A 24,801-nucleotide genomic window follows, 5' to 3' on the forward strand; every position below is an offset into this window, starting at 1 on the left:
CGCTAGCTTTTACGCTGCGGGCGACGCGAGATAGCGGCTGGGCGCCATGCCAAGCACGCGCCGGAAAGCTGCGGTGAATGCGCTGGGATTGCCGTAACCAAGGTCCACCGCGACCTGCGTGATGGCCTCGCCGTTGCCCAGCCGGGTCAGCGCCGACAGCAGGCAGGCTTGTTGCCGCCATGCGGTGAAGCTCATGCCGGTTTCCTCGCGAAACGTGCGGGTGAAATGGCGGCGGCTCATGCCCGCTTGGCGCGCCATGTCGTCGATCTTCACTTCCTGCGAGGGTTGCTCCAACAGTTGGCGACACAGCGTGGCAAGACGCTTTTCGCGGGGCAGCGGTGTGCTGAGCGGCAAAACAGGCATCCGGCGGATCTCGTCCAGCAATAGGCCCATGACGCGCCCGTCGCGTCCGTCCAGTTCGTACTCGGCAGGCAGATCCACCGCTTCCATCAACAGCTCGTGGAGCAGAGGGGAAACAGCGATGACCTGGCAGTGGGAAGCCAGGCCGGCAGCACGCGCAGCTTCGGGTGTCACGTAGGCGCTGCGCGTGGTGACGGGGCCGCCCATGTGCACTTCATGCGTCACGCCCGGCGGAATCCACAGCGCCCGTCGCGGCGGCACCACCCAGCTGCCTTCGCTGGTGACCGTGGTCAGCACGCCGGTGGAGGCGTAAAGCAACTGTCCGCGCCGATGCGAATGCGGGGGCAGCACGTGGTGCGTGGGGTATTCGTTACCCGTCGCGATCACGTCGCGGGGTGTCTGGTCATACGCTTCGGCGCGGGCGTTGCGCACAGGTTTGGCCCATTTTCGACAGAAATTGACCCGGTGATGCATGCGGGCCCACGCCGCCCACTTTATGGTGGGCTCCCCACCGACGCAAGCGCGTCGTGTTGCCGCACACCAACCCCTACGAGTCATCATGCAAACCCGCGTCGAAGACATGCCGTTGGCCGCCACGCCACCCGCCGTACCGTCCGTTGCTCTGCCTATTGCTCAGGCCGAGCATTCCACGGAATTCCGCATCCTCGGGGCGATCAGCTTCTCGCACCTGCTCAACGACATGATCCAGTCGTTGATCCTGGCGATCTATCCGATCCTCAAGAGCGGCTTCAATCTCAGCTTCGCGCAGATCGGCACGATCACGTTGACGTACCAAATCACCGCGTCACTGCTGCAGCCCGCCGTGGGCCTGATCACTGACAAGAAGCCGATGCCTTATTCCCTGCCCATCGGCATGGGTTTCACGCTGTGCGGCCTGTTGCTGCTGGCGACCGCGCCGAACTTCGCGGTGCTGTTGGTTGCGGCGGCGCTGGTGGGCACAGGCTCGTCGGTGTTCCATCCGGAGTCCTCGCGCGTGGCGCGCATGGCCTCGGGCGGCCGCCATGGTCTGGCGCAGTCGCTGTTCCAAGTGGGCGGCAATGCCGGTGCCTCGCTGGGCCCGTTGCTGGCGGCGTGGATCATCGTGCCGCACGGCCGCGGCAGCGTGGCGTGGTTTGCGTTGGCTGCGTTGCTGGCCATCGTGGTGCTGCTGCAGGTGAGTCGCTGGTATCGCGATCACCACGCGGTGCGCGGCAAACCGAAGGGGCGCAGCGCCTCGCACATCGTACTTTCGCAGACGCAGGTGGTGTGGTCGCTGGTGATCCTCGGTCTGCTGATCTTCTCCAAGTATTTCTATCTGGCGAGCATCAGCAGCTATTACACGTTCTTCCTGATTCACAAGTTCGGGGTGTCTGTTCAGAGCGCACAGACGCACCTGTTCGTATTCCTGTTCGCCGTGGCAGTGGGCGCGCTGATCGGCGGGCCGGTGGGCGACCGCATCGGCCGCAAGTGGGTGATCTGGGCATCCATCCTTGGCGTGGCGCCGTTCACGCTGCTCCTGCCACACGCCAGCCTGTTCTGGACGGGTGTGCTCACGGTGATCATCGGCTTGATTCTGGCCTCGGCGTTCTCAGCCATCCTGGTGTATGCGCAGGAATTGATACCGGGCCGCGTGGGTACGGTATCGGGCCTGTTCTTCGGTTTCGCCTTCGGCATGGGCGGCATCGGTGCGGCCGTGCTCGGGCACGTCGCGGACGCGCGCGGCATCGAGTACGTGTACGGTCTGTGCGCCTACTTGCCGTTGATCGGCATCATCACGGCGTTCCTTCCGAACCTCGAACGCAAACATGCCTGAGGGTATTCGCGAGGTTTCTGCAGTAGTGCATCTCGCGTGCGACCGAAGAACGTCGCTGCTTTTGCTCCGCTAGAGAGCCTCGTGCAAAGGCTTTGCGAGGGCTTGAAAACCGGTGCGCGTGGTTCGTCATTCCTGCGAAAGCGGGAATGACGAACTTCTTAGGGGGCGCGTTGCGTTAGACGACCACTGGCTCCGGTTCCAGTCGCACGCCAAACTTGCTGCGCACACCTTCAATCACTTTCTGTGCAAAGGCCCACAACTCGGCGCCGGTGGCGCGTCCGTGGTTCACCAGCACCAGCGAATGACGGTTGGAGATGCCAGCGTCGCCGTCGCGCATGCCTTTGAAGCCGCTGGTTTCGATCAACCAGGCAGCGGAGAGTTTCCAGCGTCCGTCGCTGCTCACCCACGACACCAGTTCCGGATGCTCGCGCTTGAGCGCTTCACCAAGCGAGGCGTCGACGATGGGGTTCTTGAAGAAGCTGCCAGCGTTGCCGATCACCGCCGGGTCCGGCAGTTTCTTCGTACGCAGATGCACCACGGCCTCGGCCACGTGGAAGGGCGCCGGCTTGGCGATGCCCATGCGAGCCAACTCGTCGCGGATGCCCGCGTAATCCAGGCGCAGTTCGCGGGAGCGGGGCAGGGCGAAGCGCACGGCGGTGACGATGTAACGCCCTGGTTCGTGCTTGAACACCGAGTCGCGGTAGGCGAAAGCACAAGCGGCGCGGTCGAGTACGGCGACGCGTTGCTCCTGGGTATCCCACGCTTCCACGCTTTCGATGAACTCGGCAACTTCCGTACCGTACGCGCCGATGTTCTGGATCGGCGCGGCGCCCACGGTGCCCGGAATCAGAATGAGGTTTTCCAATCCGGCGAAGCCTTGGCCCAGCGTCCAGCGCACGAAATCGTCCCAGCGCTCGCCCGCCGCCACGGTGATGCGTGCGACTTCACCGTCCTGTTCCACCTGCACGCCGCGCGTGGCCATGGCCAGCACGGTAGCGTCGACATCACCGGTGAACAGCATGTTGCTGCCTTCACCCAGCACCAGCAGCTTGCCGTTGCGCACGGCGGGGAAATCCAGCAGCTCGGTGAGCTTGGATGCGTCGTGGATTTCCGCCAGCAGGCGCGCACGTGCATCGACGCGCAGTGTGTTGCGCGTGCCAAGCAGAGCGTTTTCGATCAGCGTGTAGCCGCCCATGTCAATGCGCTCAACCGGCATGCGTGTCTTCCCGCTGGTGACGGATCGCATCGACGCATTCGGCGATGAGTGCCGGACCGCGATAGACCATGCCGGAGTAGATCTGCACCAGCGAGGCGCCGGCGTCGATCTTCTCTGCAGCGTTGTTACCGTCGAGGATGCCGCCCACACCGATGATGTCCAACTGGTTGCCCACGCGCTGGCGCATGCCGCGCAACACCGCCGTGGACCGGGCGAACAGGGGCTTGCCGGAAAGGCCGCCGGTCTCGTTGCCATGCGGGTCGTCCGCCACGGCAGAATGATCAATCGTCGTATTGGTGCAGATCACTCCATCCACCTTTGCCGCCAGCAGCACTTCGGCGATGGCGTCCAGCTCGGTGTCGCTCAGGTCCGGTGCGATCTTTAGCAGCATCGGCTTGCGTGCGCCGGTTTGCGAGCCCAGGCGTTCCTGTGCTTCGCGCAGCGTCTCGATAAAGCGGCGCAGCGTGGCCTCTTCCTGCAAGTCGCGCAGGCCCTGCGTATTGGGCGAGGAGATGTTCACGGTGATGTAGCTGGCGAGCGCATAGACGCGCTCCAGGCAGAACAGGTAATCGTCCACCGCCTTCTCGTTGGGCGTGTCCTTGTTCTTGCCGATATTGATGCCGAGCACACCGCGATAGCTGGACTTCTGCACGTTGCGCACTAGCGCATCGACGCCGTCGTTATTGAAGCCGAGGCGATTGATCACCGCCTGGTGGCGGGGCAGCCGGAACATACGTGGCTTGTCATTGCCAAGCTGCGGGCGTGGCGTGGTGGTGCCCACTTCGACAAAGCCGAAGCCCAGCGCGCCCAGCGCGTCCAGGTGGTCGGCATTCTTGTCCAGGCCGGCAGCAAGCCCCACAGGGTTGGGGAAGCGAACACCGAACGCCGTGGTGGGCAACTCGGCTGGCGGCTTGGCCACCTTGTGGATGAAGTTGCTGCGATGGGCAACGTCCAGACCGTAAAGGGTTGCGCGGTGCGCCGCTTCCGCGTCGAGTGCGAACAGCAGTGGGCGGATGAGGTTATACATAGTCACTTGAGCTTGCCCACGTAGATGACAGTGTCGTAATCAAAGCTGATGCGCCCATTCACCGCGCAGCGGTCGAACAGCTCGCGCAAGGCGTGCATCATCGGTTCGTGTTGCGGCTGCCCTTCGCGCGGCGCGTACGACGACGAAAGCAGGCGGCCGGCCAGGCCGTCGTAATCCAGCAGCTGGCCGTGGTCGAAGCGACCCATGGCAAGGTAGCCGTCTGCGAACCAGGCGCGCATGCTGAGCTCATCGCCGTAGCGTTCGGCCACGCTGGTGTAATCCGTGCCGTACTGCTTGAGCAGGGCTTCATAGCCTTCGAGGAACGGCGTGCCCACCAGTCGACGGGAATTCCAGATGATCGCCGCCAGCCCCTTGGGGCTCAGGATGCGCCGGAACTCCTCACGCGTCGCGTCTTTGTCGAACCAGTGGAAGGCCTGCGCCACGGTGATGAGATCCACGCTCGCATCGCCCAGGCCAGTGGCCGTGGCACGGCCATCGACGGCGCTGAAGCGCGGGTCGTCGCCCAGCCAGCTCTCGGCAGCTTCGCGCATGGACGCATTTGGCTCCACGGCGATCACACGGTAACCACCGTCGAGGAAGAGCTTGCTGGAGATACCCGTGCCAGCGCCGATATCCGCCACCTGCCATGCTGGCGCGATGCCAAACGTGTCCTGCAACCACTCCAGCATCGCGACAGGATAGTCGGGCCGATAGCGTACGTACTCAGCGACGCGGTCGCTGAAGCGTTCGGTGGACTTGAGGTCGGTCATGGCATTACCCCGTGAGCAATTGGCCGCCGTCGACGCACAGCGTCTGGCCGGTGATCCAGCTGGCGAACGGTGAGGCGAGGAACAGCGCGGTATGGGCGATTTCCTCCGGCTTGCCGAAACGGCCGAAGGGAATCTTCGCCAGCGTACGCTGATACAGCTCGGGTGCTTCGGTTTTGCGGCGATCCCACAGCCCGTCCGGAAACTCGATGGAGCCAGGCGCGATGGCGTTGACGCGGATGCGGTGTTCGGCCAGCGTCAGTGCCTGTGAGGTGGTGTACTGGTTCAGCGCGGCCTTGACCGCCGCATACGCCGGGCCGCGCACGCCAGGATGGAACGCTGCGATGGACGAGGTGTGCAGAATCGAGCCATGCGATGACGCCTTCAGCCAGGGCAGGGCATGGCGCGACGCGCGCACGGCGGCCATGAGGTCGATTTTGAATCCGGCAGCCCAGCCGTCGTCATCGTCGCTGAAGCCGTAGCCGCTGGCGTTGTTCACCAGCACATCGATGCCGCCGAGCACCTCGGCGGCCTCATGGATGTAGCTCTCGATGGATGCCGCGTCGCCGAGGTCACAGCTGCGTGTATGCACTGTCGCGCCATAGGCGGCGATCGCATGGCGTGCGTCGGCCAACGCGGATTCGCCACGTGCGCACACTGAGACGGATGCACCCGCCTGGGCGAAGGCCAGCGCGATGCTGCGCCCGATGCCCTTGCTACCGCCGCAAATGACGACGCGATATCCGCGAAAATCGAAGGCCGTGGATGCCTCGCCTGTCGTTTCTCGCGTATCGGCCATGATCGTTTCAGTGCAAGTAGCTAGCGCCGACACCGAGGCCAAACGCGATGAATGCGATGACGAACAGCGCACCAAGAACCGTAAATACGATCTGCGTATAGCCCAGGATCAGCCCGGCAAGCGCCAGCCCATCACCGTCCACAGCGCCTTGCGGTGCCCGTCGGATTTCCTTGCGCGCCATATGGCCGCAGACCACCGCGACGATGGCGCCGACCACCGGCAGCAGAAGCCAGGTGGCGATGCCGAACACCAGGCTGACCACCGCCAGCTGGTTGGTCGTGCGTTGGGTAGCGGGCTGGTAGCTCATGGTTCCTGCACGTCCTGCGCACGTTGGAAAGAAAGGGCGGCCGGCAAGCGCCGGCCACCCCATGTCACGGTCTTACAGATCGAACTTGATGCCCTGCGCGAGCGGCAACGAGTTCGAGTAGTTGATGGTGTTGGTCTGGCGGCGCATGTAAACCTTCCATGCATCCGAACCCGACTCGCGACCGCCACCGGTTTCCTTCTCACCGCCGAACGCGCCGCCAATTTCCGCACCGGACGTGCCGATGTTGACGTTGGCAATCCCGCAGTCGGAGCCCGCTGCCGACAGATACTGCTCGGCGGACTTCAGGTTCTGCGTGAAGATCGCGGAGGACAAGCCCTGCGGCACACTGTTCTGCAGGTCGATGGCTTCATCCAGCGTCTTGAACGGGATCACGTAGAGGATCGGCGCGAAGGTTTCCGTCTGCACCACCTCGTCGCTGTTCTTTACGCCAGTGATGATGGTCGGCAGCACGAAATTGCCCTTGCGATCGGTGAGCGCGGCACCGCCGGTGCGCACCGTACCGCCCGTAGCCTTGGCCTTTTCGATGGCGCCCAGGTAAGCCTGCACGGCTTCCTTGCTGTTGAGCGGGCCCATCAGCGTGGTGGCCAGCGTCGGGTCGCCGATCTTGCCTTCCACTTGCTTGTACGCGGTGATCAGCTTGTCGGTTACTTCGGCAGCGATGGATTCGTGCACGAACAAGCGGCGCGTGGTGGTGCAGCGCTGGCCAGCAGTGCCGACGGCGCCGAACACGATAGCCGGGATGGCCAACTTCAGATCTGCGCTTTCGTCCAGAACAATGGCGTTGTTGCCACCCAGTTCCAGCAGCGAGCGGCCCATGCGCTTGGCGACGCGCTCACCCACGTGGCGGCCCACCTTGGTCGAGCCGGTGAAGCTGATCAGCGGGATGCGATGGTCATCCACGAACGCCTGCGAAATGTCGGTGCCAGCGTCGTTGAACATGAAGAAGATGTCCGGGAAGCCGGCTTCCTTCAACGCGTCGTTGCAGATCTTCATCGTCGCGATGGCCGACAGCGGCGTCTTCGGCGACGGCTTCCAAATGCAGATGTCACCGCAGATGCCGGCAAGGAACGCATTCCACGCCCACACTGCCACCGGGAAGTTGAACGCGCTGATGATGCCCACCAGGCCCAGCGGCTGGTACTGCTCATACATGCGGTGGCCAGGGCGCTCCGAATGCATGGTGTAGCCGTAGAGCATGCGGCTCTGGCCCACCGCGAAGTCGGCGATGTCGATCATCTCCTGCACTTCGCCATCGCCTTCAGGCTTGATCTTGCCCATTTCCAAGGCGACCAGCGAACCCAGGGCGTCCTTATGCTTGCGCAGCGCTTCGCCGCACAGGCGGACTGCTTCGCCGCGACGCGGTGCCGGCGTGGTACGCCAGACCTTAAAGGCTTCCTGCGCGCGCTTGACGATCAGTTCATAGTCCGCCGCGCTCGATGCGTGCACCGAGGCAATCACGTCGCCGGTGGCCGGGTTGACCGGATTCAGCGTGCCGGCATCGGTCGTCTTCGACCATTCGCCATTGCCCAGATAGGTGCCTGATTGCGTGTTGCCAAGACCGAGGGCAGTGAGGATTTCGTGGGACATGCTTCACTCCAGACCGTGGCGCGGGGATAGCGCCGGGATGAAAACGACCATTCTAGCAGGGGCCCCGGACCGGGTTCGCGCCGCCCACCGTTCCATGCCAGAATTCACCCCGCTGCCCCCGTAGCTCAGCTGGATAGAGCGTCCCCCTCCTAAGGGGAAGGTCGTACGTTCGAATCGTATCGGGGGCACCATTTTCAATCACTTGCGTGGTTGATGCGGTGCGCCATTCCATGGTGTTACAGAGGAATGGCATGTCGCCTCGGTGCTAGCGGCACAGGCGGCGCGCCGAACGGTTCGTCTTGCGGACGACGGCACGCATGATTCAGTCAGTCGATTCCCGATCGCCGCCGTCAGCTGGAAAAAGCTGGCGCAGTTGGTCGCAAAGCTGCCGGATGTCGTCGGAAGAATGGATGTTCCGGGGATCGTTGCCGAGCAGCGGAATGCTCGCGGTCGAAAGCTTGCGCAGTTCTGACTGGGACAGTGCCAAGAGACCCTGGGCCGACTCCAGCAGATCTTTCAGGAGTTCGTCGTGGTGTGGCCTCCGGGAGCCTCGCGACAGCTCCTCGAGCCCTTGCTCCAAGTCCTCAACCCAGGCCAGCAATACGCGTTCGGTCGAAAAGGGCATTACTACGCTCGCACCACTCATACAGCCGCCTGAGATGGTGCGCGAGCTCCCTGTGCAGATGCAACTGGCGGCTGTCGTTCCTTGTCATGCCCATGACGCTGTGGGTCAGCTTTTGGCGAAAATGCCCCGGTCGAGCACCTCGGCCTGCACGTGCCCGGCCACCGCGTCCTCGTCCACCGCCTCACCGCTCAGCTCCTCCTGGGGCGATACCGAGCCATAGATATGGGCACGCCACGCAACGCGACCGGGCAACCGGTCAACTTCGCAAAGCACTTGAAGTTCGTGGTGTGTCTCATCTACGACACAGAAGTTCATGTTCATGCGTGAGCGCCCCTGACGCTCGCGAAACGGTCTTGCGTTGGGTGGTGGGAAAGTCCAGCGAGCGGGCCCCATCGAAGGGTTATTGTTCTGCGGGGCGCTATGCTTCAGTCCATGGCAATCAAGGAACGTGCCATGCCCGAACCAGACATGATCCACGCCATTCCGCGGCGCACCATGCATGCAGTGGCCATGCGGGCCCAGTAGGCTAGGGCGCCATCGGCCCGGTGCCGTGAGCCAAGGATGTCGTCATGCGAGTTCCCGCAAGCTGGGTGTCATGGGGCCTGACGCTGGCCTGTCTATGTGCGACTGTGCCCTGGCGTGTCGCCCACGCCAACGAACTGCAACAGGCCACCTACGATGGCACGCTGGGGCCGCAACGGATCGGCTTGATCCTCAGCATGGCGGGTCAGCAAGTCGCTCCCAGTCGTTACTACTACTTCCGCCACCTCACCGATATTCCACTCACCGGTGAGTGGCGCAACAACACGTTTACCCTGCACGAACAGGGCGCCACCATGACCCTGCATTTCGTGGGCAATGGCAGCGAGGACGGCGGGGCGCTGGATTTCGACAACAGCGTGGGCCTCGAAGGAAGCTGGAGCAACGGCAAGATCACGTTGCCGGTAAAACTGCAGGGTGGTGGCTTGTTCACCGCCAGCCCTGATGGACATTGGTATCAGTCCATCACCGACGAAACGGATGATGTGTTCGAAGCACGCACGAAGGGCTTCTGCGCAGCGGTAGCGAAAGGCGATAGTGCGCTCGCGGCGCGCTACGTGCATTTTCCCCTGCGCGTGAATCATGGCCCGGACAAACCTGTGCAGATCCGCGATGCCAAGCAGTTGGCTGCGCAATGGAAGCAGATATTCACGCCTGCCTACGTGGCGCGCTTCGCTGATGCCTCGCCCCATAGCATGGCCATCGTGCAAGGCATAGCCATGTTGGGCAGCGGCCTTGCGTTTTTCAGCGACAAGGGTCTGGAAGTCCTCAACGTACCTTAGTGCGAGGACGCCGTCGCGCCTTCAGGCGAGGTGATGGCCCATGCTCAGGCGAGGATGCCGTGCTCGCGCGCGTAAGCGTAGACATCCAGGTCGTTCTTCAACCCCAACTTGTTCATGGCGTCCATCTTCTGGCGGCTGATGGTCTTGACGCTGCGGTTGAGCTGTCCCGCGATTTCAGTGACCGTGAACCCTGACGCGAACAGACGCAGCATTTCGGTTTCGCGTTTGGAGAGTGCAGGGTGGTCATCCGCATGTCCGCCCGGGCCGCCTTCGTCGATCAAGTGACTGATGCTGCTGCTGAGGAACGGCCGTCCATGCGACACGGCCTGCACGGCCAGCGTGAGTTCCGAAAGCGCATCTGTCTTGCTTATCAGGCCGCGTACGCCGGCAGCCAGAATGGCCTTGAGCACGCCGCCGTTGTTCACCATGGTCAATACCACGATGGGAAGGTCGGGCCGGCGCCGGCGGATCATGCCAAGCATCTGCAGACCGTCGGCCGATTGGCCCCCCCGGCATGCTGAAGTCGGAGATCAATAAGTCACAGGGCTGCTTTTCCACCGCGTCGATCAACTCGGCCGGTGAACCGACCTCGGCGACGACGTGAGCATTGCTGCTGTTCTCCAGCAGCGCGCGCACGCCGCTGCGGAAGATGGGGTGGTCGTCAGCGAGAATGATGCGAAGGCCCACAGTTTTCCGTCCCGAATGTTCGTATAGCCAACATAGGGTAGCTGTTCGACTTGCAATGACTTGTAGGGAGGAGCTTACAAGTCATTTGTAGTCTTCACACAGCGCTCATGAAACCTGTCACAGCAAACATCATGGGAACCTGCCTGGCAGCCAGCAACCGGATAGCTGCCAGGTGGAAACATGGCTATTTAAATCCCTTAGCCATGCTTTCGTCATTGCGAAATTTTACTTAGATGCGACATAAGCCCCGGGGCCATTGATCTGGTTCACGGGGCTTCCACAATTTTTCGGCTCTAATCGGTCTCGGGTGGCGTCCGCATTCGGCGGCGTATGTGTCGGTGTTGCGTGAGGGCAGATGGAGTGATTCCCGCCCTGCGACCCGAGAACGTGTTCTGTGACTCCCTCTCTCGTGCTGGCGCACTTCGCGCAAGGCATGAGTGCGTGCTTGCGGTCCCAGGCTGCCCTTGGCGTTCGAACAGGAGTGTTCTTATGCGTCCACGGCTTTGCCAAGCGACACCGACGTCTTACCGCCTACGCCTTCTTTGCTCGTTGCTCGCCGGTTCCTGCGTTGCATCGTTTGCGCCCACCGCCTTCGCTCAAGCCAGCGCGTCGTCCGATGACCTGAAGGCGCAGGTCGCGCAAATGCGCCAACAGATGGAAGCCCAGCAACAGGTGATGCAGAAGATGCAGCAACGCCTGGCCGAGCTGGAAGCGAAGGAATCCGCACAGGAGACGGTGTCGCAGGCGGCCCCTGCGGTGCCCGTTGCACCCGTCACGCCAGCCCCGTCGCAGGCGTCTGCCGCGCCACTGGTGGCGTCCGCGTCTGTACCCGAGCCGTCCAAGCCACCGCCGTACCGACCACCTTCGGCACCCGCCGGTGTCACTGAGCCCTTGCCGGAGGGCTACGTCAGGCTGGGCGATACCGGCAACTTGCTGAAGCTCGATCTGGTGGCGCAGCTCGACACGATGATCGACAACACCTACATGGGCTCGTCCGACCTGTTCGTACCTTCGTCCATTCCTGTGCGTGGACAACCCTTTTACGGCAGCGGATGGCGCACCAATCTCAGTGCGAGGCAAAGCATCTTCCGCATGGATTTCCGCCGCGATACCGACTACGGCACGCTCAAGGTCGTCTACAAGAACAACTTCTTTGGCAGCGGCACCGGCGACATGCCGTACAACATGCAGTTCTTCTACGGCGAGCTGGATAACAGGTATTACACACTGCTCGCCGGCTACAACATCTCCGCGTTCACTGATATCGACGTGTTTCCTAACACGCTCGACTACGAAGGCCCTAATTCCTTCACGTTCAAGTACGGGCCGCAGATTCGCTTCTCGCCGGTGCTCTACCGCTCGGGTGACAGCAAGCTCACCTTGCCGCTATCGATGGAAAAGCCGAACGCGGACATCACCAAAGTCGGCAACTACTCGCCGTATTCGCGCCTGGCCGACTTCACCCTGGGCCTGCGCTGGGAAACGCCGGACTGGCACATCCAGTGGGCCAATCTGTTTCGCGACCTGGGCATGCAGGATTCGACCAACGGCCATACCCAGCGCACCACCGCCTTTGCCACACAGTTGACGGGCAGCACCAAGGTTTTCGATTTGGATAGTGCGCAAGGCTGGTTCAGTAATGGCCATGGCTACGCCAATTTCCTGCAGGACATCTCCGGCCTCGGGCTGGATGCGGCATTCACCAACAACGGTACGCTGAGCGCCATTCGCGCACGCGGCTGGGGCGTGGGCTACACACACGGCTGGACGGAAACCCTCAGTTCCAGCGCATCCTACGGTTACCTGCGCATCAGCCCCACGGCTGACATGTTGATCGATCGCGAGCTGCCCAAGAGCACCAAGTTCGCCTCCCTCAACCTCGCTTGGCAATTCAGCCAGCGCGCGATGCTCGGCATCGAATACCTGTGGGGGCAGAACATCTCGCTCGAAGACATGCGCGGGCAAGGGCAGCGCGTCCAGACGACGTTGCGTTACGACCTCAACCCATGATGTGCACGCGCGCCGAAGGCCGCACACGGTTAGCCACCGTCACGCGGGAGACAGCATGGCCGCACAACCCGTAAAAAAGATGGGCCTATTGGCCGCCTCCTCGCTGGTGGTGGCCAACATGGTGGGCACCGGGCTGTTCCTGCTGCCGTCGAGCATGGCCGGCGTGGGCAGCATTTCCCTGCTCGGCTGGATCGCCGCTGCCATCGGCGCCAGTGCGCTGGGCTTGGTGTTCGCGCACCTGGGCATGGTCGAACCGCAGGCGGGTGGGCCCTATGCGTATGCGCGCGACCACCTGGGGCCGTTCGCCGCCTTCCAGACCAACTTCCTTTACTGGGGCGCCAACGTGATCGGCAACGTGGCCATCGCCGTTTCCGTGACCGGATATCTCGCGGTGTTCTTTCCCGTGCTCAAGAGTCCATGGTTCGCCAATGCGAGCACGGCAGGCATCATCTGGCTGTTTATCTGGCTCAACACGCGCGGCGCCAATGTAGTGGGGCACTTCACCACGATCAGCACGATGGCGGGCATTCTGCCCATTGCATTCGTGGGTCTGCTCGGCTGGTTCTGGTTTCGTGCGGATGTATTTCAGGCCGGCTGGAACCCCGGCGGCCTCTCCACATTCGATGCCATCGACCGCAGCGTATCCATCGCGCTGTGGGCGTTTCTTGGCGTGGAGAGCGCAGCCGTGTCGGCTGGCGTTATCGAGAACCCCAAGCGCAACGTACCGCTTGCCACCGTGATCGGATTGGTGGTGTCCACGGTGATCTACATTGCCTGCTGCACCGTAATGATGGGGCTGTTGCCCAACGACGCGCTGCGCGTCTCCGGTGCCCCCTTTGCCGACGCCGCCCGAGTGATGCTGGGCAACTGGGCGGCCATCGTCATCTCGCTGGCGGCCATCCTCAAGGCAGCGGGCGCGTTGGTGGGGTGGATACTCATCGTGGCGCAATCCGCACAGGCCGCCGCGCAAGACGGCATGTTCGCCACCACGTTTGCGGTCACCAACCGATATGGCATGCCGACGCGCAACCTGGTGATCACCGGCGTGCTGATGTCACTGCTGCTGGTGCTCACCACCTCGCCCGACATCGCCACGCAGTTCGCCACCATCACCAATGCCACCGTCGTGCTGATGGCGTTGCCGTACATCTATTCCGTGGTGGCGATGTGGCGGCTCAACCGGACACTGGGGCTTACGTCTGCCCGTCGGAATTTCCTGGTGGTCGTCGGTTTGCTGGCCTGCGCGTACTGCGTAGGTGTGGTGCTAGGGCAGTCCGCCGAACTCAACCGCAAGGCGCTGGTGGTGTTGCTGGTGTCCACGCCGCTGTTTGCGCTGGTGAAGATGCAGGCCGTGCTGAAGCCTCGCATTCGCCAGCCCCGGGTTCGTCACGACGCCTGATTTCGGTCAGCACATTAGCGCCAGAAAATGCTGCTTCGCAGCAATTTCTGCGGGCAGGGCGATATTGCGAGTCGATGGATCTCGCGATTCGCGGCGCAGGTCCTTGATCCCGGTTAGGACAATGCCTATGTCGCGGCGCGGAAGCGTCGTAAATTCATGCGGTTACAGCCATGACCTTTGCCATGCGATGGCGGCAGCCCGTCCTCAATAAGCTAACGCGTGAGCATTTTCAGCACGTCATGCCGCCGGCCAAGCCCCTTCGCCGGCGTTTCCCCCATGGCGCAGCGGATGAAAAGGAGTTCCTCATGGCTGTACTCGTCGGGATCTATTTGATTCAGGGCGACGCCTTTGACGTCGTGCGCGATGGAAAAACGTCCTGGACCGGGACGTGGACGCTCTTTCGTTCCCCAAGTGTCAACCGCACCCAGTGGGAGTCCCTGACCGGTGGTGAGACATCGACGTCGTTCACGACGCCGGTGCTGGCTGCGCTTGCCGGTGAAGACGACGGCGTGTCCTTCGCACGCATGCTGCAAGGCGACGACGGGCTGGAACCCATGACGTGGGAGGACGTGCCGGCAGTGGTCGCCAACTTCCTCCGACGAGCCTGCGTTGGTGCTAGCAGGTACTGACGAACAGCTCGTAGCCGTGACGTGCGCGCGAGCGTCACGGTTGACGCAGGTAGCATAGTGTCCGCTCACGGCGGTGTGCCGGCACACAGGAAGGCAATGGGTCGACCATGGCGCGTACCCTGCTAGCGCTGCTGGTGCCGGAGGCCGAGCCGGTCGTCGGCAGCTTTCGCGAGCTGTATGACCCCTCCGCACGCCGCGGGCTTGGCGCGCACATCACGCTCATCTATCCCTTTATCGACAGCGAGCTGCTGACGCCCGGTCTACTCGCCCGCGTGCGTGATGTGGCCGCCGAATTGCCTGCGCCCATGTTTCGCCTCGGGGAGGTACGCACGTTTCCGTCCGTGGTGTGGTTGGCCCCCGAACCCGCCAAGCCCCTCGTGCACATGGCCACGGCACTCGAACGCGCATTCCCCGACCACCCGAAGGGCGGCGGCGCCTTTCCTGATTTCGTACCTCATCTTTCCGTCGCCCGGAACGTGCAGCAAGAGAAGACCGCCGTGATCAACGAGCTTCAGGCGCGTCTTGCGGATCACGGGCCGATCTATGGTTGGTGCGAATCCCTATCGCTGCTGGTGAGCGAAAACCGGCGCTGGCGAGAATGGGCGAGTTACCCGTTTCTGTACTGACCGCATCACCACTTCTCAGGAGAATCCATGGTCAACCCACCCGCGGACGCCGACATCATCCAGGACGCCTACGCAGATCGCCTGAAAGCGCTGTTCGACAACTATGTGGACGTGGCGCCATCCGACCCGGATGGCGCGAAGGCCAAGTTCGTTACTGGCGTGACCTTTCTGCGCAACGTGCGCTCGGCAGCCCTGCAAGCGTTGCCAACAGACAGCACGCCCGCGAATGCGATGAGCGCACAGGCCATCACCGGCGAGGCAACGCCAAAGACGACGTCATAGCGCAGGGCAGAGCCTGCACGGCGCGCGTCATCGGCTGCGCACGCAAGAACAGCGGATGGCCCGTAACCATCCAGGTGTGGCGCATCGTGACGCTGATGCCGCGCGATGCGGCGGCTTTTCTGTACGTGCGGGCATCCCATTCCCTTAACTGCAATGGGTCTGATAGCGTGCCGCCCAAACAAAGCGCGCACCTATCGTGCAAACGGACTCGAACCTGGCGAGCACGCGGCCATGACAGACGACTATCTGCAGAGTGTTTTTGACGCCTTCGATGCCGCCGCAAAAGCGGCGAGTGAGCAGGGCAACAAATGGCTACTCATCGACTGCGTGCACGAGCACCTGGATGACCTGGGCATCTTCGACTACCACGACGTGCTCGCGCGCATCCTCCACTTGGTGGAGCGCTATCCATTGTTGGATATGGGTGGGCCAGGGCCCTTTGGCACCTTTATCGAAGGCCAGCCGTTCAAGGCCTACACACCCCAGTTGCTCGCCTCTCTGCAGCGACAGCCGAGCACCACGGTACTCGGCTGGCTGGATCGCACCATGGGCGATGAAGACTTCCAGAACGGCTACGGCCCTAACCCCGTGTCACGCGAGCACTTCCATGCTGTGCTTGCCTTGATCATCCACGATCCACGCGTGGACACGGGGTGCCGTGACTTTGCCCGGCTTTGCCTTGGCTGATCCCGCCAAGGCCACTGACACCTGCAACGCAGGTAACGACAGCCATCCAATGGCACACCAGTGAGCGGGCAGAGTCGCGCAGGTCATCCTTACCAGCGCATGCCTTCGAACAGATTCCAGCCCGTGTCGCCGCGACGCTCCTTCAGGAAGTAAGCGTAGTTCGCCGTCAGACCAAACAGAAACGCCAGCGCAAAGCCCACACCGCGACTGAGGATGTCGCCCATGCTGCCCGGTAAAAAGGCCGTTACCACACCCACGGCAATCGCGATGCCAAAGCCCGTCAGCGCCTTGCGCCACATGCCGACCACCAGAAAATAGAACGGCCCAAACAACCACGCCAGCCAGTTGAAGTTGATCTTCCTGCGCTGACCGTACGGCAGCGCCTTCAACGCTTCCTTGAAGCCAGGGCTATTGGGCGCGCCATGCTGCTCGAAGAAGGCAAACCGATCCTGCCATTTCTGCGGGTAGGTTGTTGTGCTGGTCGCATCCATAAAAAGTCCTATCGACATGAAGTAAGAGGTTGAGCGGCATCGCCCGCCGTCACGGATTTAAGAATCGTCCGAGTGGCGCAACTATCGGTGGATGACGGCGAGCGGGCTAGCCGACGCCGCCCATCCGAAGTGTGGTGCTCGACCCATATGGATGTAGGAACTCCCCTACATCAGGGCGATGATTGGCAGATGACGTGGCTGCGCTGGTGGGGAATCGCTTCGCAGCAATGCTGCGCCGTCATGGGGAGGGTTATGACAGTGGGTGTGTTTTAGGCTTCAGCGGCTTCGCTATAGGTGTCGTGTCGTTGCGCAACACGGCAAAGCAATGCAGACATCAAAGCCGGCCCGATCTTCATCAGAACGGCCCGTAAACCGTCCGAGAAATCGCGGATGGTCCAGGGCCGACCGTCGGCGGCATTCGCCGCCGACGGTGGAGACACTTTAGTCGTCGAAAAGCGTACTGATGATTGGTGCAACGGACGGGTGTCGAGCTGTGACGGTCAATGTTGGCGACGATGAGCCATCGCTGTCCTGGTCACCATCGTAGTGCGCGTAGAAGCTGACAGTTGACGTCGTGCCCTTCGGAAATGTGTAGGCGAACGATACGATCGAGTTCGGCGCATGACACACGCGGTTGAACGACGGATCTGATATCAGCTTGCAAGACACTCCGGTGGAGTTCGGAACGACAGGAACAGCTTGGCCAATGCTCGATCCAGCTCCATATAACTTCATCAGTCCGGGTGGGACTGAGCCGGGGCCGTCCCAAACGATATGGCTTCCCGTGAGCGTGGCTTGAACGACAACTTGCTTGCCCGGGATGGCTAGACCCTTGATCGACAGAGTTGTCGACGTGCCTGCGAAGGCGGGAGCAGTGACGAAAGCCAACGCTAGAAGGCCAATAGAGCCGTATGCGCGTAGCTTCATGAATCCTCCTTAATCCGTGCGATTGATGTGCGGCGCCAAGGATTAAGGATTGATCGCCAAGCCGATAATCAACGGACGACCGCTTGAGCCGCACGTTGTATTGCTCACGACGATGGATACATTCTGCCCAGAAGACACCGCAGTTAGCGTCGTGGCGAGGATTGTCTTGTAGCCGCCATTGGTTGAGCCCAGCTCGTACAGGTCTGACGAGGGGCAGTTTGCCGGGTTGGTCGCTGTCGAGCCGTTGCCTATGCTGAACTGGTCACTGGCCCAGCCACTATTGAAGACCCGGATCGTGGTCGGCCCCACTTGGGTTTGCGCAGCGGCGGTAGCAGAGAAGAGGCTTGAGGCGGCAAGACACACGCCAAGCGACGCAATCATGAAGCGTGACTTCATAGGTTATCTCCTTGCTTAAGTAGACGCTCGTCATTGAGCATAAGCAAAGTGCATGAGCTTGCCGCGCTAGGCAATATGGATAGAGGGAGTATTTCGCAGGAGGTATCAGTCAGCCCATTAGATGAGATGCACGTCGCATTCGTGCGCCGCGCTCTGTGCTTGGGCCTATGTATATTCGCGCAGTGAAAACGGGGCAGAGTGGAGTACCCCTGATTTCTCTGACCCCTATTTTGGTACTTCTGGACTCATGCCATCTGCGAGGAGTCTTTGTCGCCCGCAACCTGGAAACTTCACGAAGTCATGGAGCTAACTGCCGAAGCGTGAGACGAGGTAATTCAAGAACGTGCTGCAGGTGATGAGCATGTAGCGCGCATCGGCTTCTGTCACTTCGACATTGTCGTCGAGCATTGCATGCCGGATGCCGTCCTCGCCGTTGGTATAGCTGTAGAGCTTGATGAAGCCCTGTTTCAGCACGGCGTGGAGTTGATGTTTCTTCTCGAGCTCTGCCAGGGCTGGTGCTAAGTCGTCTTTTCCGGTGAGCATACGTGCCACGCTCTCGACGGCCGAGATGGACTCCTTCACTACATTGCGATAGTCAGGTGCCTTTCGGTTGGCGTAGAGCTGGACCGCCTGCTGGATGTGCGCTGCTGCCGACTTAAACGGGCTGCCAGCAGCATCTTCGACGGACTGAAGCTGTTGTTCGTCGGTGATTTTGACGAACTGACCGCTAACGAGCCTGTATCCCGATCGCTCCCGTTCGAGGATGAACTTCAGATCCGACTCGACGTCAGCTCGTACGGCCATTCCTGTATCGAGTAAGAACTCGATCAGATCGAACACCTGATGCCAAGGAGCCGCCTTGTACCACTCCGACATGAACTCTCTGAGACCCAGGTTTGACCTCGGGGCTTCGGCCACAGGGCGCTTGAAGTAGTGCAACCACAACTGTCTGCCAAGTTGCGCGGATCGAGTCATGCTCGATGCTGAGTGTGGGTCGACCAAATGGTCAAATCGAGGATTGCCCCAGTAATGGAGATACAGGACGTTCCATAGGCCGTTCCTCAGGTCGTCGTCCATGCTATGGATCTGAATCAGATCCCGTGGTTTAACGAATCCATTGCGTTCGCTGAAGCGGGCCATCCGATTTTCCCTGAAGTGCGGCATTGATACCCCCGCACTTTATCTGCCCCAGTCTGCACGGTCGAGTTCGTCCCCGAAAACCACCGTCCCTTCGAACCCGCACACAAGACGGGTTTTTCGTTGCTCGCAGGATTACCCATGTCGAATGCCCAGGCCGGCTGCAGCATCGCCGAGACCACGCTCAGCCAAGAAGGGTATTGGTGATTGGTGATTGGGGGAAACGGGGGTAGTCCAACCTGACCCCGTTCTTCTGCTTCTTCGGTGCCTTTTTTCCTGACATCCTTTTCACTGACCCTTTTCTCACACATCTCGCGGCATGAAAAAAGACTTCTCTTGTACGTCTAGATCTCGGCAAACACATACCAGTGCGCACCCGAAGGAAGGATTGATCCTCACGGCAATACATTTTTCCCTGACTAGTCTTTCGAGAATTTGCGGAAGGAAGGCCTTGTCATTTGGTGCTACGCCATATGCCTCAGCAACATCGCCCACGTCCAATGTCGATGAAGATGTCACCGTTAAGCTAAGGATTGTGTTTCCCTCTCTGAAGTTGTCAGCCTTAAGCCGTTCAACTCCACTAAGTACAAGGCACATGGCTTGCCCGTCAGCTGTTTTTAAAGGGATCGAAACGCTGCGATCCCCATTTAGTAGCAAGCCCAGAACCAATGCGTCGTGGACGTTTGGGTAAACCACCGTTTCATCCTCGATGACTAACATTTTCCTATCCTCGAATAATCGATCATTTAGAATCCAGGGTCGCCCGGCTGCGGTGGACGCCCTGCGCCGCGATCGTCATTGGTGGGTGGCCCGCCACCAGGCGGGCGGCCCCAATCATGAACATGTGGCTTACCTAAACCTCCGTGTGAATGATCCCAGTCTGTATCAACATCAGGGAAACCATCTTCGCCGTATCGGCGGGTCTGCCCTTTCTCACCCCTTTTATTCGGGCAGGTGACCTCGCTTCCGGGCTTCCCTGTTAGCGGGTTTGATTGCGACTGGTTGGTCGCATGCACAGTTACCCAGTCCGCCGTTGCCAGGGCTGTGATGGCAGCGGGCGCGCAGAATATGTTGATCAAACATTCCACGGCCGGATCAACGCGAACTGGTTGCTGATAGTTGGGGGGCGCATCGAGGAGAGGCGGGGCCACCGGGCGGGGCTCGGGCAACGGTACCAGGAACTGCGTCCCGCTTGGGTCGACGTAATTCGATGGAGCTCCATTTGCATAGAGATAAGAATTAAGACCGCCTTCGATTCCGATAGGGTCGCTTTGAATGTAACGCCCGGTCGCTACCTCATAGTCGCGATGGACGTTGTAATTCAGCCCGCTCTCGGCGTCGTAATACTGGCCCGGTAACCACACCCTTGACGCACCCCTGCGCCGACGGCGGTGGCTTTCCTTGATGCGACGCGGTTTGGCGAGCGCAGCGAGCATGATGCGGCGGTGCGTCCTGGCTAAAAATCCCTTGAGACGGTTTTGTACGCGCCCACGCCCACGCGGGCAAGCGCGGGCCGCAGGGCGTGCGACGGGGGTATCAGTCGGAGGCGCGGGCCAGCTTGGCGGCCGGGTGCGTGGCCGTGTGGATCTCTTTGAGCTTGCCGATGGAGACGTGCGTGTAGATCTGCGTGGTGTCCAGCCGCTCGTGGCCCAGCAGCTCCTGGATGTAGCGGATGTCCGCGCCGTTCTCCAGCATCTGCGTGGCCATCGTGTGCCGCAGCAGATGGCAGGCGCCGCGCTGACGCACGCCGGCCGCTTCCAGATACCGGCGCACGGTGGTGGCCAGCCCGTTGTTGCCCAGGCGCTGCCCGAAGCGGTTGAGGAAGAGCGCGGTTTCATGCGCGTCGATCACCAACTGCGGGCGCGCCTGATCCAGATACCGGCGCACCCAGGCCAGCGCACGCTCCCCGATCGGCACGAGGCGGTCCTTGCCGCCTTTGCCCTGACGCACGCGCACGACGCCGTGCACGAAGTCCAGATCGAAGATCGAGAGGTTACGTGCTTCCTGTCGCCGCACGCCGGTGGAGTACAGCAGTTCCAGCAGCGCCCGGTCGCGCAGGCCTTGCACGTCCTCGACGTCCGGCAGGGCCAAGAGGGTGTCCATCTGCTCGGCCTGCAGCCCTTCGGGCAGTGTCACGCGCGGCGCGCGTGGCAGGTCCAGATCGGCCGCCGGGTTGGTCGGGATGTGGTGATGCTTCACCAGCCACCTAAACCAGTGGCGTAGATGCGTCACGGCCAAGGCTTGGCCACGCAGGCTCAGCGGCTCGCCGTTGGCCTTGCGCCACTGGAAGAGATGGCGCTGGTAGCGTTCCAGGATCGGCAAGGTGATCTCGGCGGGCCGCGCCAAGCCGCGATCCATGCACCACGCCAGGAAGACGGCCAGCGTTTGCCGGCGGGCACGCAGCAGCTCTTCGCTGTAGCCCAGGGCCACCATCACCTCCAGATACCGGCGCATCCAGGCCGCCATGCTGTCCGGTGGGCTGGGGGCTTCCAGCAACCGGCGGTGTTCGCCGTAATGACCGGCCCGTGGCATCGCTTACGCGCCTCGCATCGCGCGGTACGACGCCTCGCTACGATGCGACGGCGCGGTCTCCGTCCCGCGATGCGTAGTGGATGGACGAGCTGCCACTAAAACGGATGAGGCCGCATCGTCGTTGGGCTGCGCCGCGATCACGCCGGACCGATGCTCCCCCGCCACGGCACCGACCGCACCACGACCGCTGTCCGACCGATCACGGGATGCCCCCGACCGATCTGCCGTCGTAGTGGTGTCCAGCGTCGCCACGTCCACCAAGCCGATCAGCTGACGGTGCGTGTCATGCACATCGCCGGTAAACGCCAGTTCGTAGTGGAAGCGCGTGCCGGTGCGATGCACGATCAGGTATTCGTGATCTTCCAGCCGCGCCAGATGCAGCTTGAGCTGCGTGTCGCCGTGCCCGGTCGCATCGCGCAGTTCGCGCCGGGTAAACCGCACCTGCGAGCGGGCCAAGCCCTGCGCCTGCTGGCACCCTTCGACGTAGGTCACCACGTCGCCCAGCACGCGGCGCGTCTGCGGCGGCAGGTCATCGAGCGAGCGGCCCAGCACCTCGCCGGCCAAGCGGTTGGCCAGCGCGATGTCGGCCAGCGTCACCTCGATGTATTCCAGCCGGCCGGCGCGCTGGATCGGGCGCTGGTACTGGTGCAGCAAGGCGATGGCGTCGATCAGCGTCAGGTACTTCGCGTGATCGCGGCGCAGGCGTGGGGATTCGCTGCGGAAGGTCAGACGCTCCGCATACGGGTTCACCACGGCCAGCGGTCGCAGCAAGCGTTGTGCGTTCTGATGCAGTGCACGGATGTCGCTAGAGGTCTGCGCGGCCAACAAGCCTTCCAGCGTGCGCGCCTGCCGCTGCCGGCGATGGATCGCCTCGGTCTGCTCGCGGCTTTCGTTGATGGTGAGCACGAGGCAGCGGTTAAGCAGTTCCTCGTCGATCACGATGGCCGTCGTCGTCAGGAAGAGCATCACCGGCCCTTCGACGCGGTATTCCTCGGTGACCAGTTTGCCGGTGGTCGGGTCTTTGCCGGTACTGGCGATGGTCAGCTCGCCCTGCGATTGCAGCAGTTTCAGTGCGTAAGCCGCTTGGCGCACGCCTTCTTCTTCCGCGATGGCGAGGATCTTGTGCTTGAGGTCGCCTTCGCCGAGGTAAAACAGCGATTGCCCGGTCATCGCCGAGTAGTGCACGCGCTGCTCGTCCGGCATCAGCGCGAGCAGCGTGTCCATCACGGTGGATTTGCCGGCGGCACTGGTGGACTGGATCAGGATCGCGAGCGGCTTGTCGAGCCGGCGCGACACGCAGGCCAGATAACCCACCAGTGCGTTGTGGTCTTCGCCCACCACGCCCAGCGTGGCCACGTCCTCCATGATGCGCTCGATCAGCGCCGGATCACGCAGCAAGGCCATCGCGGCATCCTGCTGTTCGGGCGATACCTCGGGCGTGGCTGTGGCGGCGGTTTTTGGCGACTGTCGCGCACGGATCAGCTCATCCTGGCGCAGCTCCACTACGCGCAGCAGCTTGGCCAGATCCTCTTTCATCGCTTCTTCCGTCATGCCCAGCTCGATGCTGGCCTGCCGGCACCATCCCTGACGCTGCCGCGCGGCGTACAGCTCCACCGTGTCGATGTGCAGATACGCGGCGCGCTGCACCTTGATCCACACCTTGAGCTGCTCGTACCCGCTGTTTTTCTCGATGCCACGCACCACGTACGCGCGATCGTCCAGCGTCACGCGCAGCTCGCGTTCGTCCACCTCCACCGGCAGCGACGGCGCGGCCGGCGGCAAGGGCGAGGCGGCTAAAACGGGAAGCTCCGGTGCAGGTTCCGGTGCCAGCTCGGGTGCCGGCGACGCGGCGATAGTGGGCGACACGTCCGCTGCACTGTCGCATGCGACACTCGGCGTCGTGATCGGGGTCGGTGCCCCGTTGCCGATCCACGTGGCCGAGCGGATCACTACGCCTAAGCTCTGGCTGGCCGGCGTCACCTTCAGCGCGTAGTCGTTCGCATCGAGCCCGTGCGGGAAGCGGCAGCGGTAACAGGCGATGCCCTCGGCCATCAGGCGGGTGGCCAGTTTCTCGGCCGCCGCATCACCCGCGGCATCGCGGTCATACGCGATCAGCACGCGCTCGGTGCCGTAGCGCTTAAACGCGGCTAAGTGATCGGCGGTAAATCCTTCGACGCCATAGGACGCAGTGACGTTGCGGTAGCCGGCGCACCAGAAGGTCATGGCGTCGATCAGCGCTTCGCACAGGATGATCTCGCGATGCTCCTGCACGGCGGCAAGGTTCCACAGGCCGCGATGCGGCCCCGGCAGGTACAGGTGCAGCGGCGTACCGCTGCGCAGATTAGGCGTGATCTTGCGGCCGTACAGCTCGGTGATGTCGCCGTGCTCGTCCCACACCGGGATCACCAGCGAGCCATTCAAGTGCTCGTGGCCGGAGTCGCGCAGCAGGCCCACGGCCTGCAGGCGGGCACGGATTTCCCCGCCGGTTTTGCGGTTTTTCTCCGGCAGGCGCAGACCCAGCGTGCGGTTGGCAAAGCCCAGCCGGAAGCGCTCGATCAGCTCGGGGTGATTGAGGCCGCGCGCGGCCAGATAAGCCAGCGCTTCGGGGCTTTGCTTCAAGGTGTCGTGGTAGTAATCGACCACCTGGTGCAGCAGGGCTTTGTCATCGGCTTCGGTGCTGACCGGCGCCGGCAGCTTCGTCACCGTCGAGCGGCGCACGCCATCGCCGGTCGCGAGCGTGGTCACGCCTTCGCGCAGCCGCTCCACCGCGTGCCGGAAGCTGATGCCTTCGCTCTTCATCACCCAATCGATCGCCGTGCCGCCCGTCTGACACGCGCCCAGGCAGTGCCACAGGTTCTTCGCCGGCGACACGACCAGCGAGGGCGTCTTGTCGTTGTGGAAGGGGCAGCGGCCGATCCAGTCCGCGCCGTGGCGGGCCAGCTCGATGCCGCGCGCTTCAACCAGCCGTTGCACCGACACCTCCGTTTTCAGGCGCTCGATCTCGTGCTCGGGGATGCGGGCCATAAAACGGGTCTCCGGCCAAAAGCCTGTCAAGAGGGGCGACTAAAAAATAACTCGATAGCAGAGTACTCATATTCTGAGTATAGTCAACCAAGGTCCAGCGGAGTGCCTCCTATGCTCGGTGCAACTTTTC

General features: G+C 62.2%; 26 protein-coding genes, 1 tRNA gene and 1 pseudogene. 9 read left to right on the forward strand and 19 right to left on the reverse strand.

Annotated elements, in window-relative coordinates; translation table 11 throughout:
• Nucleotides 1-9: 9 nt before the first annotated feature.
• Nucleotides 10-792 carry an AraC family transcriptional regulator gene (locus DYST_RS23250; protein WP_239948854.1) on the reverse strand — a complete coding sequence of 261 codons (783 nt, stop codon included), beginning with the start codon at nt 790-792 and terminating at the stop codon, nt 10-12.
• A gap of 127 nt (nt 793-919) precedes the next feature.
• On the opposite strand from DYST_RS23250, the gene DYST_RS23255 reads away from it, so the two are divergent.
• On the forward strand, nt 920-2,173 hold the full coding sequence (locus DYST_RS23255; protein WP_275666901.1) for an MFS transporter: 1,254 nt from the start codon (nt 920-922) through the stop codon (nt 2,171-2,173).
• 175 nt (nt 2,174-2,348) lie between these two features.
• Here DYST_RS23255 and murB read toward each other — a convergent pair whose 3' ends face one another.
• The 6 genes from murB to amaB all read right to left on the reverse strand — a co-directional run bounded on the left by murB (nt 2,349) and on the right by amaB (nt 7,897).
• Complete coding sequence (murB, locus tag DYST_RS23260; protein ID WP_428993941.1) at nt 2,349-3,389, reverse strand: UDP-N-acetylmuramate dehydrogenase; 1,041 nt, start codon at nt 3,387-3,389, stop codon at nt 2,349-2,351.
• Nucleotides 3,379-4,416, reverse strand: coding sequence for a quinone-dependent dihydroorotate dehydrogenase (locus DYST_RS23265; protein WP_102304995.1), 1,038 nt, complete (start codon nt 4,414-4,416; stop codon nt 3,379-3,381). The genes murB and DYST_RS23265 overlap by 11 nt, the downstream gene beginning before the upstream one ends.
• A 2-nt stretch (nt 4,417-4,418) precedes the next feature.
• Complete coding sequence (locus DYST_RS23270) at nt 4,419-5,186, reverse strand: class I SAM-dependent methyltransferase (RefSeq protein WP_239948855.1); 768 nt, start codon at nt 5,184-5,186, stop codon at nt 4,419-4,421.
• 4 nt (nt 5,187-5,190) lie between these two features.
• Nucleotides 5,191-5,982 carry an SDR family NAD(P)-dependent oxidoreductase gene (locus tag DYST_RS23275; RefSeq protein WP_239948857.1) on the reverse strand — a complete coding sequence of 264 codons (792 nt, stop codon included), beginning with the start codon at nt 5,980-5,982 and terminating at the stop codon, nt 5,191-5,193.
• A 7-nt stretch (nt 5,983-5,989) separates the two neighbouring features.
• Nucleotides 5,990-6,289 (reverse strand): DUF4190 domain-containing protein, encoded by a 300-nt coding sequence (locus DYST_RS23280; protein ID WP_102304998.1) that lies wholly within the window; start codon nt 6,287-6,289, stop codon nt 5,990-5,992.
• Between the two features lie 72 nt (nt 6,290-6,361).
• On the reverse strand, nt 6,362-7,897 hold the full coding sequence (gene amaB / locus DYST_RS23285; protein ID WP_239948858.1) for an L-piperidine-6-carboxylate dehydrogenase: 1,536 nt from the start codon (nt 7,895-7,897) through the stop codon (nt 6,362-6,364).
• 114 nt (nt 7,898-8,011) lie between these two features.
• Here amaB and DYST_RS23290 point away from each other — a divergent pair.
• Nucleotides 8,012-8,088: transfer RNA gene (locus DYST_RS23290), tRNA-Arg, on the forward strand.
• 131 nt (nt 8,089-8,219) lie between these two features.
• On the opposite strand, the gene DYST_RS23295 is transcribed toward DYST_RS23290, so the two are convergent.
• Both DYST_RS23295 and DYST_RS23300 read right to left on the reverse strand, forming a co-directional pair.
• Nucleotides 8,220-8,522, reverse strand: coding sequence for a hypothetical protein (locus DYST_RS23295; protein WP_239948860.1), 303 nt, complete (start codon nt 8,520-8,522; stop codon nt 8,220-8,222).
• Between the two features lie 105 nt (nt 8,523-8,627).
• The gene (locus tag DYST_RS23300; protein ID WP_102305185.1) at nt 8,628-8,843 is read right to left on the reverse strand and encodes a hypothetical protein; all 216 of its coding nucleotides are present in this window, start codon (nt 8,841-8,843) and stop codon (nt 8,628-8,630) included.
• A 248-nt stretch (nt 8,844-9,091) separates the two neighbouring features.
• Here DYST_RS23300 and DYST_RS23305 point away from each other — a divergent pair, with 248 nt between their 5' ends.
• Nucleotides 9,092-9,844, forward strand: coding sequence for a hypothetical protein (locus tag DYST_RS23305; RefSeq protein WP_239948861.1), 753 nt, complete (start codon nt 9,092-9,094; stop codon nt 9,842-9,844).
• A gap of 44 nt (nt 9,845-9,888) precedes the next feature.
• Here DYST_RS23305 and DYST_RS23310 read toward each other — a convergent pair whose 3' ends face one another.
• A complete protein-coding gene (locus DYST_RS23310; RefSeq protein WP_239948863.1) occupies nt 9,889-10,317 on the reverse strand; it encodes a LuxR C-terminal-related transcriptional regulator in 429 nt (142 codons plus the stop codon).
• A gap of 94 nt (nt 10,318-10,411) precedes the next feature.
• Nucleotides 10,412-10,531: pseudogene (locus DYST_RS24225) on the reverse strand (DNA-binding response regulator); the annotation flags it as partial.
• A gap of 489 nt (nt 10,532-11,020) precedes the next feature.
• On the opposite strand from DYST_RS24225, the gene DYST_RS23320 reads away from it, so the two are divergent.
• From DYST_RS23320 to DYST_RS23345, 6 genes are all read left to right on the forward strand, one after another.
• Nucleotides 11,021-12,541: a DcaP family trimeric outer membrane transporter gene (locus tag DYST_RS23320; RefSeq protein WP_239948865.1), complete on the forward strand. Its 1,521-nt coding sequence runs from the start codon at nt 11,021-11,023 to the stop codon at nt 12,539-12,541.
• Between the two features lie 55 nt (nt 12,542-12,596).
• On the forward strand, nt 12,597-13,940 hold the full coding sequence (locus DYST_RS23325; RefSeq protein ID WP_239948867.1) for an amino acid permease: 1,344 nt from the start codon (nt 12,597-12,599) through the stop codon (nt 13,938-13,940).
• Nucleotides 13,941-14,110: 170 nt separating this feature from the next.
• The gene (locus tag DYST_RS23330; RefSeq protein ID WP_239948869.1) at nt 14,111-14,569 is read left to right on the forward strand and encodes a hypothetical protein; all 459 of its coding nucleotides are present in this window, start codon (nt 14,111-14,113) and stop codon (nt 14,567-14,569) included.
• Between the two features lie 107 nt (nt 14,570-14,676).
• On the forward strand, nt 14,677-15,195 hold the full coding sequence (locus DYST_RS23335) for a 2'-5' RNA ligase family protein (protein ID WP_239948871.1): 519 nt from the start codon (nt 14,677-14,679) through the stop codon (nt 15,193-15,195).
• Between the two features lie 27 nt (nt 15,196-15,222).
• Nucleotides 15,223-15,477: a hypothetical protein gene (locus tag DYST_RS23340; protein ID WP_239948872.1), complete on the forward strand. Its 255-nt coding sequence runs from the start codon at nt 15,223-15,225 to the stop codon at nt 15,475-15,477.
• 231 nt (nt 15,478-15,708) lie between these two features.
• Nucleotides 15,709-16,164: a hypothetical protein gene (locus DYST_RS23345; protein WP_239948874.1), complete on the forward strand. Its 456-nt coding sequence runs from the start codon at nt 15,709-15,711 to the stop codon at nt 16,162-16,164.
• An 89-nt stretch (nt 16,165-16,253) separates the two neighbouring features.
• Here DYST_RS23345 and DYST_RS23350 read toward each other — a convergent pair whose 3' ends face one another.
• From DYST_RS23350 to DYST_RS23385, 8 genes are all read right to left on the reverse strand, one after another.
• Complete coding sequence (locus DYST_RS23350; RefSeq protein WP_102305175.1) at nt 16,254-16,655, reverse strand: DUF2628 domain-containing protein; 402 nt, start codon at nt 16,653-16,655, stop codon at nt 16,254-16,256.
• A 441-nt stretch (nt 16,656-17,096) separates the two neighbouring features.
• Nucleotides 17,097-17,582: a hypothetical protein gene (locus DYST_RS23355; RefSeq protein ID WP_239948876.1), complete on the reverse strand. Its 486-nt coding sequence runs from the start codon at nt 17,580-17,582 to the stop codon at nt 17,097-17,099.
• A gap of 42 nt (nt 17,583-17,624) precedes the next feature.
• The gene (locus DYST_RS23360) at nt 17,625-17,978 is read right to left on the reverse strand and encodes a hypothetical protein (RefSeq protein WP_239948878.1); all 354 of its coding nucleotides are present in this window, start codon (nt 17,976-17,978) and stop codon (nt 17,625-17,627) included.
• Between the two features lie 306 nt (nt 17,979-18,284).
• Nucleotides 18,285-19,118 carry an AbiJ-NTD4 domain-containing protein gene (locus tag DYST_RS23365; RefSeq protein ID WP_239948879.1) on the reverse strand — a complete coding sequence of 278 codons (834 nt, stop codon included), beginning with the start codon at nt 19,116-19,118 and terminating at the stop codon, nt 18,285-18,287.
• A 300-nt stretch (nt 19,119-19,418) separates the two neighbouring features.
• Nucleotides 19,419-19,835: a hypothetical protein gene (locus DYST_RS23370; RefSeq protein WP_239948881.1), complete on the reverse strand. Its 417-nt coding sequence runs from the start codon at nt 19,833-19,835 to the stop codon at nt 19,419-19,421.
• A gap of 26 nt (nt 19,836-19,861) precedes the next feature.
• A complete protein-coding gene (locus DYST_RS23375; RefSeq protein ID WP_343214844.1) occupies nt 19,862-20,551 on the reverse strand; it encodes an RHS repeat-associated core domain-containing protein in 690 nt (229 codons plus the stop codon).
• A 100-nt stretch (nt 20,552-20,651) separates the two neighbouring features.
• Nucleotides 20,652-21,647, reverse strand: a complete 996-nt coding sequence (gene xerC, locus DYST_RS23380) for a site-specific tyrosine recombinase XerC (protein WP_239948883.1) — start codon at nt 21,645-21,647, stop codon at nt 20,652-20,654.
• 3 nt (nt 21,648-21,650) lie between these two features.
• Nucleotides 21,651-24,671 (reverse strand): CHC2 zinc finger domain-containing protein, encoded by a 3,021-nt coding sequence (locus DYST_RS23385; RefSeq protein WP_239948885.1) that lies wholly within the window; start codon nt 24,669-24,671, stop codon nt 21,651-21,653.
• Nucleotides 24,672-24,801 lie beyond the last annotated feature (130 nt).

The organism is Dyella terrae (genome assembly GCF_022394535.1).
Lineage (GTDB): Bacteria > Pseudomonadota > Gammaproteobacteria > Xanthomonadales > Rhodanobacteraceae > Dyella.